Raw genomic sequence first — 14,651 nt, forward strand, 5'->3', positions numbered from 1 at the left:
ATGGGCTCGTTACCCAAAAAATAACCTCGCCTAAGCGAGGTTATTGTGCCCCAGAATCTGGGGCTATTATAGCTAGTATCACAGCGGCTTAATAAAAGTTTTTATCCTCAATCACGCCTGCTGCGAATTGGTCGACACCAATGGCATACAGACGGAGTCGCTCAGTACGGCTTAAAGCGCTGGCCTCTTCAGCGCTAATCACTTCGGCTGCCCGCGCTTGCTCTACCAAGGCATCACCGTTGAGATTACCATCAATATCGCCACGTTTAACCGCCTTACGAATACGTTTGTAGACATCTGAATGCTCGCGCATCGCTAAGAATGCCAGTTCCATATGACCGGTCGGATCTTTTTCATCATCCTTCCAATAGGTTAAGAAGGTATGGCGATCACGAGTAACACCCGGCTGCATCATGCTGGTAGAAATTCCCTGCAAAATACTATCGTCCGGCTGATGATAATGGTTGCCTAATGGGAAGATTGCTAAGCGCAAGGTCCACGCAATAAATCGGTTCGGGAAGTTTGCGAAGAATCCTTTAAAGGCTTCACCAATAGCGTACAAATGATGCTGCAGCGCATAATCAACAAACACCAAATCACCACTTTGACGACCATCATCTTCATAACGCTTCAGCACTGCTGAGGCCATGTACAAATGACTCAACACATCGCCTAACCGCGCTGATAACATTTCTTTGCGTTTTAAATCGCCGCCCATCACCAGCATCGCCATATCCGCTGTCATAGCCAGCGCTCTGCTCATACGGGTTAATTGCTGATAATAACGTGCGGTTGGACCACTCACTGGGCTCTTATTAAAACGTGCTCCAGATAACCCCATCCACAAACTACCGAAGAAGTTACTCGCGGCAAACCCAATATGTTTGAGTAACAGCTCATCAAAATCATGTAAGCCTTGCTCTTCATCTGGGTTGCTCGCTGCTTCCATTTCTTTCAGTACGTAAGGGTGACAGCGGGTTGCACCTTGTCCAAAGATCATCAAGTTACGGGTAAGAATATTCGCGCCTTCTACGGTAATAGACACAGGTGTGGCCATATAGCCATGGCCCAAATAGTTTCGACTACCTAATTGAATGCCTTTACCCGCATGAATATCCATCGCCGCATCCATCACCTCGCGGCCCATTTCTGTCATGTGATACTTAGTCATGGCCGTGATAACCGACGGACTCTTACCTTCACACAAGGCGGTCACCGTTAACCGACGCATGGATTCGAGGATGTAGTTGGTGCCACCAATTTTACCCATGGCAGCTTGCACCCCTTCGAACATCCCAATGGGCATGCCAAACTGTTGCCGTACGTAAGCATAGGCACCGGTCATGCGCTGCGTAAGGTGGCCCGTTGCTGCCGCCAATGCTGGGAGTGAAATACCACGGCCAGCTGATAAGCATTCCATCAGCATACGCCACCCTTTACCAGCAAACTCTTGCCCACCGATAATCCAATCTAGTGGGATAAAGACATCTTTGCCGTAGGTGGTACCATTCATGAAGACTTGATTGAGTGGCAAATGACGCTCACCCGTCTCAACACCTTTGTGACTGGTTGGAATTAACGCACAGGTAATGCCGATATCTTCTTGCTCACCCAATAATTTTTCAGGATCGTAAAGCTTAAAGGCTAAACCTAAAACTGTCGCGACCGGAGCCAAGGTAATGTAACGTTTGCTCCAATTTAAGCGAATGCCTAAAACTTCTTTGCCTTCAAACTCGCCCTTGCACACGATGCCCGTATCTGGAATGGCACCAGCGTCAGAACCTGCTTCAGGGCCAGTTAAGGCGAAACATGGAATATCGGTGCCGTCAGCCAAGCGCGGCAGCCAATAATTCTTTTGTTCATCGGTACCATAGTGAGTAAGTAACTCACCCGGGCCTAATGAGTTAGGTACCATCACCGTAACGGCGGCACTGATTGAGCGGGTCGCAATGCGCGATACAATGTATGAGTTTGCTGCTGGCGAGAATTCTAAACCACCAAACTCCTTACCAATAATCATGGCAAAGAATTTTTCTTTGCGAATGTAATCCCAAACATCTTTAGGTAAATCGCGATCTTGTTGCATGATTTTAAAATCATCCAACATCGCCAATAGCGTCTCTAACTGGTTGTCGATAAAGGCTTGTTCAGCATCAGTAAAGGTCGGCGCCTGAGTCTGGTGAAATTTTTCCCAATCCGGGCGTCCACTAAACAAGTCAGCATCCCACCAGGTATCGCCAGCTTGCATGGCCTCGCGCTCGGTTGGCGAAAGCGGCGGCAACACCCGTTTAAAAAAACCAAACGCTGGTCTGCTAATCAGGCTACGGCGAATGTCTTTAATGGCGAATAACAACACCACGGCGACAATCAGGATAATTAAAATTTCCATGCTACTACACCTTATTAAAAGAATGATTCAACTAGCTATAAGCATAGCTGATTATGCTGCCGAGGCGTCAACACCACCGGCAAGAAATGGAATAAGACGATCAATCATCTGGTCTGCTGCAATCGTTTCACCAAAATCCGCTGCGGCAATCTCTCGAAGTGCCGGTCCAGATACCTGTGCAAATACCGTTGCTCCAAGCACAAAGTGTAACCGCCAAAACATATCTACGGGGCTCAATTGCGGGTTAGCTTGATGCAACGCAGCTAATAGATGCTCGATAACATGGCCAAAATGGTCCATGGTATACCGCCGTAGATGCCCTTGAATCTCTGCATAAGCAAATCCTAATAGGCTTAAAAACAACGTGGGACCATGCTTTCTAACCTCACGCAACTGGGCCAATGGCTTACGAAAACAGTCGAATACATCGCGAGTTGATATCTTATTTCGTGCTTGCAGCGCCACCAGTTCTTGCTCTAAGGCGGGCATTAACACTTCTAAATAACGTGCCATAACCGCTTGAATGAGCGCCTTTTTTGAACCAAAATGATAATTCACTGAAGCAAGGTTCACGTCAGCATCGGCGGTAATCTGCCGCAAGGACGTCTGCTCAAAGCCATGTTCCGCAAATAATGCTTCCGCTGCATTGAGTATTTTTTCTTTGGTTGTAACTCGTTTTGCCATCGTTAACTGGCCTCACCTCTATGCTGTTCTTTTGTAAGCGTTTAGAACAGCCATTTTAAACATGCGTTTCAATTTAATCGAAATAGCATGAATGCGCAAGCGTCAGCCACTTTCCTATCCCTTGATCTGCCTGTTGCTAGCTGATAGTTTATCAATCATGTAAATATATCAACAATCTAATAACAGAGCAGCTTAGACAATGCATAAACTTACTCATGTCATTTATTTAGCTATTATTGGGGCACTGGTTATTGCGCTAGTTGTCGGTCGATCTGCACCTATGCCCCCTGTTGCCAGCATCGATACAGACATGAATACTGCAGCTGAGAACACGTCTGCCGCAGCTTCTGTACCTAGCACGTCCTTAACTGTTGGGAATGATGCTGTAAGAAATACGGATAGCGCAGCTGCTTTTGCCAGTGATAGCAGCACTCAACCCCAAGTCGCTGCTTCTACCCAAGAGCAACAAGACGTAGCTCAAGAATTAGACCTTAGTGATGCGCAGCTGGCCCGATTGGCCGAGTTATTAAAGACCCGTAACCAACAAGAAATAGAGATGTTGCTAGATGTGCAATCAGAAATACTTAATTCTGAGAACATTAGTGAACGTCTTCATACAGAAGCTATTGACCAAGACTGGGCTTATGTCATGACTAGTGAAATAGAAAACCTGTACGCTCAACAGGAAGATTTACAGGGCGCAGAAATTAGCGACATTCAATGTCGCACAACCGTGTGTGAAGTGAGTATTAGTGGTTCAAACTTGCCGTTTGACTACATGATGAAATTTCATAAAGCGCTGGTGCAGTCACCGCAATTAGGCCCAGACTATAAGACCATGATGATCTCTAATTCCTTAGAGGGCTCCCATAAAATTCAAATCATCAGACCTCAGCCTTAACCATAACGACTGCGGTAACTGCTAACAGTTACCGCAGTTTGCTGGTTAAACGGTGCTGGTATCAAGTGGAGCAAAACTCTTAACCAACTGATCCACCGCTTGCATTTGCTGTAAATAAGCCTCGAGCTTATTCAATGGCAAAGCACAAGGACCATCACATTTGGCTTGATCAGGATCTGGATGGGCTTCAATAAACAAGCCCGCTAAACCAAGAGCCATCCCCGACCGAGCTAACACAGCAGCTTGTGCACGACGTCCGTCAGCAGAATCTGAACGACCACCAGGGCGCTGTAATGCATGAGTGGCGTCAAACATCACTGGGGCTAGTTGTTTCATTTCGTCCATGCCGAGCATGTCTACCACCAGATTATTATAGCCAAAGCAACTACCGCGTTCGCACAAAATCACTTGATGATTACCAGCTTCACCAAATTTTTTCAAAATATGACGCATTTCGTGGGGAGCTAAAAATTGTGGCTTTTTGACATTGATCACAGCACCCGTTGCTGCCATCGCCACCACGAGATCCGTTTGCCGTGCTAAAAATGCTGGAAGCTGAATAATATCAGCAACCTCTGCTACCGGCTGGGCTTGGTGAGGTTCATGCACGTCGGTGATAATAGGAACGTTAAAAGTCGCTTTTATCTCAGCAAAAATATCTAATCCTTTGTCTAACCCAGGCCCACGATATGAGTGAATCGACGACCTATTAGCCTTATCAAAGCTTGCTTTAAAAACAAAAGGAATGCCCAATTTGCTGGTCACTTCAGCGTAGTGTTCAGCAATGCGCATGGCTAAATCACGCGATTCAAGCACATTCATGCCACCAAACAGCACAAAAGGTAAGTGATTACCTACTTGTACCTGCCCTACTTTTATTACTTGAGTATTAATCACATTCGATCCTTACTGGGTCCATGATGAGTTAGTTTAAGCAGCTAACTAACCCTAACCAGCACTAATAACACGAAGAATTTGGCCACATATGTACGCCATATAAGTACCTAGCGCATAACCAAACACGGCTAGCAATACCCCCACCGGAGCCAACGATGGGTGAAAGGCTGAAGCCACCACGGGCGCCGAAGCCGCACCACCTACGTTCGCTTGACTACCTACGGCCATGTAAAATACCGGCGCTTTCAGAAGCCGTGCAGTCACTAACATCAGGCTAGCATGAATGACCATCCAGATAGCACCTATTAAGAAATACTTAGGTGAGTCTAGGATAGCAGTAACATCCATGTGTAGGCCGATAGTCGCGACCAAGATATAGACAAACAAAGAACCAAATTTGGATGCTCCTACCCCTTCTAATTTCCGTGCCGGAGTAAAAGAGAGGATAACCCCAATCGTGGTTGCGATGACGATTAACCAGAAGAACTTTTTATCTAAACTAAAATCTTTGAGGAGCGGTAGATGTTCGCCGATAAAAGGTGCCAGCACATCAGCGCCCCAGTGAGCAACACCTGTTACCCCAAATGCAACAGCAAGAATAAACATTAAATCAGGTAGTTTAGCCTCACGGTTATGTTGTGCTTGATAATGTTCCATACGCTCTTTAATGGTTTCAATGGCACTGGTGTCGGCGCCAATCCGCGCATCTATGGCTTTGCTATTAGCAGCCATATACAACAACACTGCCATCCATAAATTGGCGACAATGATATCCACGGTAACCATGGCTGAAAAAATCTCGCCGCCAACTTCGTAAACTTCTTTCATGGCCGCCTGATTAGCACCGCCGCCAATCCAGCTGCCGGCAATGGTGGTCATACCGCGCCACACCGCATCCGGTCCTGCACCATTCAGCAATTCAGGAAAAACCAGACTTACCAGTAACAGTGCAATAGGCCCACCAATCACAATACCCAAAGTGCCTACCAAAAATAAAATCACTAACTTAGGCCCCAACCGCACAATGGCTTTTAAATCGAGACTTAAGGTAAGCAGTACCAAACAGGCTGGCAGTAAATAATCCATCACCAACGGATACACGCCAGTACTAGCGCCATCGACAATCCCAAAGGTGTTCAGCAAAGACGGAATAAAGTAACAGAGTAAAAGCGCTGGTACCCATTTATAGAACTTTTGGAAAAATGGATGTGAGCTGGATTGGGTGTAAAAAATCGCACCCAAAATAACGGCCAGCAAGCCAAAAATAATACCATCGTTAGTTATGAGAGCGGTTGTTTCCACGTGGGCTCCTTAGTTGTTCTTATTTTATTATTGGCATCCATGGCGCTACTCTCACTTGCCTTAATGCAAGATATGCTGCGGTGCCGCCCAAGTTTCTAATTGCAGACGCAATAATTGCGCACTTGGGTCATCAGGACATTGTTCGACAAAATACAAATAATCGTCAACCGCGGCTTGCTGACAATCTAGCTCTTCTAACACATAGCCACGATCTCGAATTTCGTAGGGGTCATCGGGATGGATGGTTAATAACATATGCACGGTTGTTAGCGCATTCGCAAAAGCCCGATCATGAATAAACGCATGTTTTAATTCAGTCAAATAACGGACTAAAACGGTTTTTTGATCGGCTGCTTCAAACATATCCCAACCAAAATCAACGACATTTTCAGTGAGATCTTCAAAGCGCTCTTGCACCTGATAACCCTCTAACAAATCACCGTTGATGGGATCCACAAAATAACTTTGTTGTTGGTAATCAAATCGCAATAACGGGTAGCCAGGAAAATCCACCAGTTCTAATTGCAAGCCCGCATAAGCAGCGGCCTCTTGCAGCAACAAAGCTAAACTCATGGGTAACCCAGTGCGATAGCTAATCACTCGATCCAGTAAAATCCTTTGGCTACCAACGATAGGTTCAGGCGCATCACTAAAACTTAGGTTAAAGAAGAATTGCTCAGTTAATCCTTGTAATTTTTCAACACCTTCAAGCTCATCAAGGTCTTCCGCCAAGTGCCGAATGCTTTGATAATAATCAGCGACGTACTGATCACTATCCGAATGAAAGGCACGACTTACTTCCCAAATGATCTCTATGGTAGGAAGAATTTCTTGAGCAATATGTTCTAAGTATGAAAAACGCATAAACTATTCTATTACTTTCCTTAGCCAATCAATGCTTGTTTGCTAATAGCCACATGCAGTAAAAAGGCGATCCAGCCTAGCGCCACCGCAAAACCAAGCGTACGCACCAAGGTGGTGGTTGCTTTCATGGCGACTAAACCAGCTAAAATATAACCCACTAAGCCAATCAGCTTATTGGTCGCAAAAGCATCCCACGGGCGGTATATCATCAAGCCAACGATACTGAGTAACAACAAGGTATCGATAACATGCGGAACAATCTTCACCCACTTCTGCTGAGCCACCTTCGCATCGATGCTGACCCAGAAAAAACGTAACACGAATAATAACACACTCAAGGCTACAAAAGTGACGTGCATGTGTTTTAGCGCCATATAAGACATCTTAAATCTCCCGCTTTATATTTTAAAAGTTATTATTAATCAGCTAGTTGCCTATATGCCGTAGCTATCTTTACCGCTGTTTCTGGTTGATGCTCGGCTAACCAGTTACGATAAAACTCAAGTTCAAATTGCAGTTGCTGCTGTTTCGCCACCACCTGCATGATGTCACGATAAGAACGCAGCGAGGACATCACACAGGTAAAGAGTTTTTGTGCGGTAAGTTCTGTTTTAGCTTTGTAATCATTAATATCGTAGTTCATCACCACCGCGCGCTCAGGTGCTTGACCTGGTTGGCCGGTGCGTAAAATAATTCGTGATGACTGGTTTTTGGCTTGCTCACGAATGAACCGCGCCACCATCAAACCCGCATCATCAGTATCCATCACCACATCTAACAAGACAATGGCAAGGTCAGGATGCTGCAGCACTAACTGCTCAGCTTCATGACGCGAATAGGCACTTAAAAATTGCAGCCCACGCCCTTCAAATTGCAGGTCCATCAAAGCGAGCCGTGTTACTGCATGGACTTCTCGTTCATCATCAACGATTAAGATTTTCCATGGCTCTTGATTCGCTTGGTTATGGTGTTCGTTATTATCAGGTTCGTTGGCAAAGATAAATTCGCTACTCATTACTAGCCTCTTCGGTTGTCTGCCCCACACATTGACCATAAGTATAGCGTTCGTTACCGCCATAATCACAACCACTGGCCACTGCTGTAAACCCTTGTTGTACCATCAGTTGTCGTACCGCTGCAGCTTGTTGCCAGCCATGCTCTACCACCAACCAGCCCTGTGGCTTTAGGTAACTCGGTGCTTGCGCCACGATGGCGGCTAAATCAGCCAAGCCCGCGTCTGTGGCAACCAAGGCTGACCGCGGCTCAAATCGCACATCACCTTGCTGCAAATGAACATCACTAGCATCAATATAAGGTGGGTTACTGACAATCAGATCAAAACCTTGGTTTGTGATGGCACTGAACCAATCACTACAACTAAAGCTCACCGGTAGCTGCAGCCGTGCCGCATTGGCAGAGGCAAGCGCTATGGCTGCCGCCTCTTTATCGATCCCTTGTATGTGCCAGTGCTCACGTTCACTTGCTAGGGCCAGCGCAATAGCCCCGGTCCCTGTACCTAAATCGAGCACGTGCGCGGTAGCCGGCAAGGTTAAGCTAAGCGCAAACTCAACTAAACATTCGGTATCAGCCCGAGGGATTAAAGTACTAGGGTTGGTCGCTAAGGGTAATGACCAAAACTCGCGCTCGCCCAGTAGATAGGCCATGGGCTGCCCGGCTTGGCGTTGCATGACCCACGCGCTGAACTGCTGTTGCTGCGCCGCCGTTAACTCAGCTTCAGGCCAAGTAAACAAGTAACTACGCTGTTTAGCTAATACCTTAGCCAACAACACCTCAGCGTCCAGCTTCGGGCTGGAGGATTCACTCAACTGCGTTACGGCCCACTGCAATGCCTGTGCGACCGTGCCTACTGCGCTGTGTTGCTTATCCGCCATGAGGTGCCTTCATTGCCGCAGCCACCTTAATGTTGTTCTGACAAAGCCGCAAGTTGGTCTGCTTGATGCTCTTGCACAATGGCATCCAAGAGCAAATCCAACGCACCTTCAAGCACTTCATCTAAACGGTACAAGGTTAAATTGATGCGGTGATCACTCACTCGTCCTTGTGGATAATTGTAGGTACGAATACGCTCTGAACGGTCACCACTTCCAACCAAGCTACGCCGCGTTGATTGTTCTTCGCGTTGGCGCTTTTCGTCTTCTGCTGCTTGTAGTCTCGACTGCAACACCGACATGGCTTTCGCGCGGTTCTTATGCTGCGAGCGCTCATCCTGACACTCCACCACAAATCCCGTCGGGATGTGGGTGATCCGAATGGCTGAATCGGTACGGTTGACGTGCTGTCCACCAGCACCGGAGGCACGAAAGGTATCCACACGTAAATCCGCTGGGTTGATCTCAACCGCTTCGGCTTCTGGAATTTCTGGTAACACTGCCACCGTACAAGCAGAGGTATGCACCCGACCTTGCGATTCAGTATCTGGCACCCGTTGCACGCGATGGCCGCCGGACTCAAACTTCATCCGCCCGTAGGCACCATCACCTGATACGTGCGCAATCACTTCTTTAAAACCGCCATGTTCGCCTTCGTTACAACTCACCATGCTAACCCGCCAGCCATGATTCTCAGCATAGCGGCTGTACATTCTAAATAAGTCGCCGGCAAAGATAGCGGCTTCATCGCCACCGGCACCGGCACGAATCTCTAAGTAGCAAGGACGGTCGTCGTTAGGGTCTTTAGGCAGCAACAAGATTTGTAGTTGTTGCTCTAACTGCTCTTGTTGCTGTTGCGCAGCTTCTAATTCGAGCTTGGCCATCTCGCGCATTTCTGCGTCATCTTCTTGCATCATCTCGCGCGCCCCCTGTTCATCCGATTGGGCGCGTTGATAGGCGGTAAAGCACTGAACCAGCTCTTCTAACTGAGAATATTCTCGTGATAGGGCTCTAAATTTGTCTTGATCCGAAATAATTTGCGGATCACTTAATAAATGCTGTACTTCTTCATAGCGCTCTAACAGCGCTTCTAGCTTTCGAATAATCGAAGGATTCATCATCGGGCGAAGACCTTACTCGTCATCTGCAATTAATTGTTGGAATAGTGCCAACGTGTGTTGATCACCCGTGGCTCCAGCGGCTCGCATTAACCGCGTGGGTTGGTGTAAAAACTGCCGGGTTAAGCGTTGACTAAACTCACTCAACACGGCATCCGCATCTTTACCTGCGGCCAGCTGTTTTTGTGCTCGTTGTAATTGTTCAGCGGCCATGGCTTCGATGCGTTGGCGATAATCACGAATCACATCAACATGGCTTAATTGACGCAACCAAGCTAAAAAAGCATCACAGTGCTCTTGAATAATGCCCTGTGCCTCTGCGGCGGCTTCTTCACGGTTACGTAAATTCTCGGTGATGATACCTTGCAGATCATCAACCGTGTATAAATAAGCGTCAGCAAGCTCATTCACTTGCGCTTCAATATCTCGCGGTACCGCTAAATCGATCAGCAACATAGGTTGGCGACGCCGCTGTTTTAAGGCATGTTCAATCAAGCCTTTGCCAATAATCGGCAACGGACTTGCGGTAGAACTGATGACAATATCGGCCTTAGGCAATAAATCTTGCAGCTCACCTAAGGTATGCGCATGACCGCCAAACTGCTCAGCTACGGTCGCTGCTCGAGTTAGCGTCCGGTTAGCTACCATCAAATGCTTCACGCCGTGCTCTGTTAAGTGTTGGGCAACCAGCTCGGCAGTATCACCAGCACCCACCAGCAAGACATTAGACTCTGGTAACTCGGCGAAGATTTGGCGCGCCAAATTGACCGCAGCAAAAGCCACTGACACAGCGTTCTCGCCCACTTTAGTTTCCGTACGAACGGTTTTAGCAACGCGGAACGTTTGCTGAAATAAACGCTCTAACACGCTACCAACGCTGGTTTGATTGCGAGCAAATTGATAGGCTTGCTTTACTTGGCCTAAAATCTGCGGTTCGCCCAGCACCAGCGAATCTAACCCACTGGCTACGGCCATTAAATGAGCGATGGCGGCACCATCTTGATAGCCATAGCTATGTTCTCTGAGCTGTTGCAAGGGGATGCCGTGATAACCGGCCAGCCAACCTGTGAGCAAATCTAACGAGGCTTCGCCATGACAGTACAATTCAGTTCTATTGCAAGTAGAGACAATCACCGCTTCTTGCACGCCGGTTTGCTCACGCAAAGCCGGCAGCGCGCTATGCAGCTGCTCAGGCGAGAAAGCAACCCGCTCTCGTAATTCTACCGAAGCGGTTTTATGGTTAACACCCAGTGCGAAAATGGTCATAATAAGAAAAAATTGCAAGCCTCTGGCTACTGCGAAACGCTGGCAATTGTACGTGAAACCCCTCATTATTAAAAGCATGCGAACAGGGATAAACCTGCACATGAAACGTCTTCTATTAGTAGTACTCCTAAGTGGGTGGTTAAGCGCCTGCTCTACGGTACCAACCAGCACCACGACCACCCTGGTGTCGGCCGGTGCCATTGCGGCCCAACAACAGCAGTTAGCTGAGCTAACCCAATGGCGTTTGCGCGGCCAAATGGCGATTTTTGACTTACGCGAAAATGACCGCCACGGCATTTACGTGGATTGGAACCAATCCCCCAATCTCGTCAGTATGCGTTTTTCACATCCACTCAAAGGTACTCTTGCCACACTCGAACAAACCTCTAACGGTGCTCTGTTAATTGATAATGACGGCAACGAATATCGTGACAACAGCGCCAGCGCGCTGCTTGAGCGCTATTTTGCGGTGCAATTGCCGTTCGATGTATTGCAACAGCTGGTGCTGGGTGTGCAACCTGAGCAAATGTTTGAAGCGCACTACCAATTGCTTGATGATGACCCACAACAACGCGCGTTACTGGCTGATTATCAATTGTTGGCGGCCCGCCAAATGTGGACCGCGGAGCTGCGCCAATACCAGCCGGTAGCCACTTACTTATTACCTCACAGCATTGATTTAACCTCAGCGCACTGGCGCCTCAAACTGAAGGTATCGCAATGGCTACTCTGAGCCTTTCGGCTGTTGCCAAACTGAATTTATTCTTGCATATCACCGGCCAACGTCATGATGGCTATCATTTGCTAGAAACGCTATTTCAATTTATCGATTACGGTGATCGCTTAGATTTTACCCTTACCGATACCGACACGCTTGATTTTAGCTGTTCGGTAGCTGAACTCGCGGGCCCTGATAATTTAGTGCTTAGGGCAGTTCAACTGCTGCAACAGGAATTTCCAAAACATGCCCGTGGTGTGCGTATTCACCTCCATAAAGTACTGCCCTGCGGCGGAGGCCTTGGCGGTGGTTCGTCGGATGCAGCCACCACCTTACTCGCCTTACGCCAGTTATGGCAGTTACCACTCAGCACCGCTGAGTTAGCCCAGCTAGGCTTGCAACTAGGAGCCGACGTGCCGATTTTTGTTAGCGGCCATGCAGCTTTTGCCCAAGGCATCGGCGAGCAATTAACACCGATGACGCCGGCTTGCCCTTGGTATTTAGTGGTGCACCCCGGTGTCCATGTCAGCACCCCAACTATTTTTCAGCATCCGCAACTGCCGCGCCAACATGCACACATGGATCCGCAGCAGTGGAACTGGCACAACACCCAAAACGATTGCCAACAACTGGTCTGCCAACTCTATCCAGAAGTTGCCAAGGCCCTCGCCTGGTTGGTAGAATACGCGCCGTCTCGGCTGACCGGCACCGGTGCCTGTATTTTTGCCCGGTTCGACCAGCAGCAACAGGCTCTTGCTGCGCTGCAACAGCTACCTGCGGCTTGGACAGGGTTTGTCGCCCGTGGCATCAACGAATCCCCGGTCTGCCAGCAATTGCGGCAGGCTTCAACTGTAACCTAACCATTGAAAACAGAGGTTTAGTGTGCCTGACATGAAGCTCTTCGCTGGCAATGCAACGCCAGAACTCGCCAAGAAAATTGCCGACCGTTTGTATATCAAATTAGGCGATGCTGAAGTGGGCCGTTTTAGTGACGGTGAAATCAGTATTCGTATCAACGAGAATGTGCGCGGTTCTGACGTTTTTATTATTCAATCAACCTGTGCCCCTACCAACGATAACCTGATGGAATTAATCGTGATGGTAGATGCTTTGCGCCGCGCTTCAGCCGGCCGCATTACCGCAGTTATTCCGTATTTTGGCTATGCACGTCAGGATCGTCGCGTACGCTCGGCACGGGTTCCTATCACCTCCAAAGTAGTGGCTGACTTCCTCTCCAGTGTTGGGGTGGATCGGGTGCTGACCGTTGATTTGCACGCAGAGCAAATTCAAGGCTTCTTTGATGTGCCGGTAGACAACGTGTTTGGTACCCCGGTTCTGCTTGAGCACCTGCGCCAACAAGCTTTCCATAATCCAGTGGTGGTCTCTCCCGATATCGGTGGTGTGGTTCGCGCACGGGCGCTAGCCAAATTACTAAACGATATTGACTTGGCCATCATTGATAAGCGTCGTCCACGTGCCAACGAATCACAAGTGATGCACATCATTGGTGATATTCAAGACCGTGACTGCATTATCGTTGATGACATGATTGATACTGGTGGTACGCTTTGTAAGGCCGCTGAAGCACTCAAGAAAAACGGTGCCAAACGAGTGTTTGCATACGCCACTCACCCGGTCTTCTCAGGCAATGCGGTGAGCAACATCCGCGATTCTCATATTGACCAAGTAGTAGTAACCGATAGCATCCCTTTGAGTGCTGAAATGAAAGCCTTAGATAAAGTGCATCAGCTGACTCTGAGCGGTATGCTCAGTGAAGCGCTACGCCGCGTGAGCAACGAAGAATCAATCTCAGCAATGTTTGAGTATTGATTGAGTTTTAAGGGCGCCAGTGGTAATATTTCGCGCCTTTAAAATTGGCGAGCCATTTTTAAGGAACTTGTCGGGTATTTGGTCGCGAATATCCGACGTCATTTTATTTAACGGAGACACTCCATATGTCAACTATCGATTTTACTATTCAAGCAGAACTGCGTACTGATACAGGGAAAGGTGCGAGCCGCCGCCTGCGTCGTGCGGAAAAAGTACCTGCTATTTTGTACGGTGCAGATAAAGAAGCCATCTCAATCACTCTAGATCACAACAAAGTGAACAACATGGCTGATCATGAGGCTTTCTATTCGCACATTTTGACGTTAGTGATTGACGGCAAGAAGCACGAAGCTATCTTGAAAGACGTTCAACGTCACCCGTTCAAGCCTAAATTGACTCACTTGGATTTCCAACGTGTTGTTAAAGGTCAGAAGTTACACACTCACGTTCCTGTACACTTCATCAACGAAGCTACTGCAGTTGGCGTGAAGCAAGAAGGTGGCGTTGTTGTTCACCATGTTGCAGATTTAGAAATCACTTGTTTGCCAAAAGATCTTCCAGAATTTGTTGAAGTTGACATCGCCAACTTGAAACTGGGTGAAACCTTGCACTTGAGCGACCTTAACCTACCTAACGGTGTGGAATTGGTTGAGCTTGCTAAAGGTGAAGATCATGACCAAGCGGTAGTATCTATCACTGCACCGCGAGTTGAGAAAGAAGCAGATGCTGAAGAAGTTTCTGCAGAAGTTCCAACTGCAAAAGAAGCAAAAGCAGATAAAGACGCTGAATAAGC

The 14,651-nt window shown here is 47.8% G+C and carries 15 protein-coding genes; 5 read left to right on the forward strand and 10 right to left on the reverse strand.

The features are described 5' to 3' along the window. Nucleotides 1–88: 88 nt before the first annotated feature. Together KGF88_RS06635 and KGF88_RS06640 are read right to left on the reverse strand one after the other, a co-directional pair. Nucleotides 89–2,389 carry an acyl-CoA dehydrogenase gene (locus KGF88_RS06635; protein ID WP_153825739.1) on the reverse strand — a complete coding sequence of 767 codons (2,301 nt, stop codon included), beginning with the start codon at nt 2,387–2,389 and terminating at the stop codon, nt 89–91. A 51-nt stretch (nt 2,390–2,440) separates the two neighbouring features. Next, nucleotides 2,441–3,073, reverse strand: coding sequence for a TetR/AcrR family transcriptional regulator (locus KGF88_RS06640; RefSeq protein ID WP_153825740.1), 633 nt, complete (start codon nt 3,071–3,073; stop codon nt 2,441–2,443). 199 nt (nt 3,074–3,272) lie between these two features. Here KGF88_RS06640 and KGF88_RS06645 point away from each other — a divergent pair, with 199 nt between their 5' ends. Continuing rightward, a complete protein-coding gene (locus KGF88_RS06645) occupies nt 3,273–3,974 on the forward strand; it encodes a hypothetical protein (protein WP_153825741.1) in 702 nt (233 codons plus the stop codon). A gap of 45 nt (nt 3,975–4,019) precedes the next feature. Here the strand turns inward: KGF88_RS06645 and kdsA are convergent, their stop codons facing one another. Genes kdsA through hemA form a run of 8 tightly spaced genes read right to left on the reverse strand, consistent with a single transcriptional unit; the run spans nt 4,020 to nt 11,310 of the window. Next, nucleotides 4,020–4,868, reverse strand: a complete 849-nt coding sequence (kdsA, locus tag KGF88_RS06650) for a 3-deoxy-8-phosphooctulonate synthase (RefSeq protein ID WP_162014458.1) — start codon at nt 4,866–4,868, stop codon at nt 4,020–4,022. A 54-nt stretch (nt 4,869–4,922) separates the two neighbouring features. Then, on the reverse strand, nt 4,923–6,173 hold the full coding sequence (locus KGF88_RS06655; RefSeq protein WP_162014441.1) for a DUF819 domain-containing protein: 1,251 nt from the start codon (nt 6,171–6,173) through the stop codon (nt 4,923–4,925). Nucleotides 6,174–6,233: 60 nt separating this feature from the next. Next, nucleotides 6,234–7,037 (reverse strand): tetratricopeptide repeat protein, encoded by an 804-nt coding sequence (locus KGF88_RS06660; RefSeq protein ID WP_153825742.1) that lies wholly within the window; start codon nt 7,035–7,037, stop codon nt 6,234–6,236. 20 nt (nt 7,038–7,057) lie between these two features. Beyond that, nucleotides 7,058–7,420 (reverse strand): SirB2 family protein, encoded by a 363-nt coding sequence (locus KGF88_RS06665; protein WP_110074745.1) that lies wholly within the window; start codon nt 7,418–7,420, stop codon nt 7,058–7,060. 35 nt (nt 7,421–7,455) lie between these two features. Next, nucleotides 7,456–8,052 carry a response regulator gene (locus tag KGF88_RS06670; RefSeq protein WP_110074746.1) on the reverse strand — a complete coding sequence of 199 codons (597 nt, stop codon included), beginning with the start codon at nt 8,050–8,052 and terminating at the stop codon, nt 7,456–7,458. After that, nucleotides 8,045–8,929, reverse strand: a complete 885-nt coding sequence (gene prmC / locus KGF88_RS06675; RefSeq protein ID WP_153825743.1) for a peptide chain release factor N(5)-glutamine methyltransferase — start codon at nt 8,927–8,929, stop codon at nt 8,045–8,047. The genes KGF88_RS06670 and prmC overlap by 8 nt, the downstream gene beginning before the upstream one ends. A gap of 26 nt (nt 8,930–8,955) precedes the next feature. Beyond that, nucleotides 8,956–10,044: a peptide chain release factor 1 gene (prfA, locus tag KGF88_RS06680; protein WP_153825991.1), complete on the reverse strand. Its 1,089-nt coding sequence runs from the start codon at nt 10,042–10,044 to the stop codon at nt 8,956–8,958. Between the two features lie 15 nt (nt 10,045–10,059). Then, entirely contained in the window at nt 10,060–11,310 is a 1,251-nt protein-coding gene (gene hemA, locus KGF88_RS06685) for a glutamyl-tRNA reductase (protein WP_110074748.1), read from the reverse strand. Nucleotides 11,311–11,410: 100 nt separating this feature from the next. Here hemA and lolB point away from each other — a divergent pair, with 100 nt between their 5' ends. The 4 genes from lolB to KGF88_RS06705 all read left to right on the forward strand — a co-directional run bounded on the left by lolB (nt 11,411) and on the right by KGF88_RS06705 (nt 14,649). Continuing rightward, nucleotides 11,411–12,043, forward strand: coding sequence for a lipoprotein insertase outer membrane protein LolB (gene lolB / locus KGF88_RS06690; RefSeq protein WP_162014442.1), 633 nt, complete (start codon nt 11,411–11,413; stop codon nt 12,041–12,043). Further along, nucleotides 12,031–12,888, forward strand: coding sequence for a 4-(cytidine 5'-diphospho)-2-C-methyl-D-erythritol kinase (gene ispE, locus KGF88_RS06695; RefSeq protein WP_153825745.1), 858 nt, complete (start codon nt 12,031–12,033; stop codon nt 12,886–12,888). Before lolB ends, ispE begins: the two co-directional genes overlap by 13 nt. A gap of 22 nt (nt 12,889–12,910) precedes the next feature. Continuing rightward, nucleotides 12,911–13,858, forward strand: a complete 948-nt coding sequence (locus KGF88_RS06700) for a ribose-phosphate pyrophosphokinase (RefSeq protein ID WP_110074751.1) — start codon at nt 12,911–12,913, stop codon at nt 13,856–13,858. A 125-nt stretch (nt 13,859–13,983) separates the two neighbouring features. Beyond that, nucleotides 13,984–14,649: a 50S ribosomal protein L25/general stress protein Ctc gene (locus KGF88_RS06705; protein WP_153825746.1), complete on the forward strand. Its 666-nt coding sequence runs from the start codon at nt 13,984–13,986 to the stop codon at nt 14,647–14,649. Nucleotides 14,650–14,651 lie beyond the last annotated feature (2 nt).

It is taken from the genome of Idiomarina loihiensis (assembly GCF_024584785.1).
GTDB classification, from domain to species: Bacteria; Pseudomonadota; Gammaproteobacteria; order Enterobacterales; family Alteromonadaceae; genus Pseudidiomarina; species Pseudidiomarina fusca.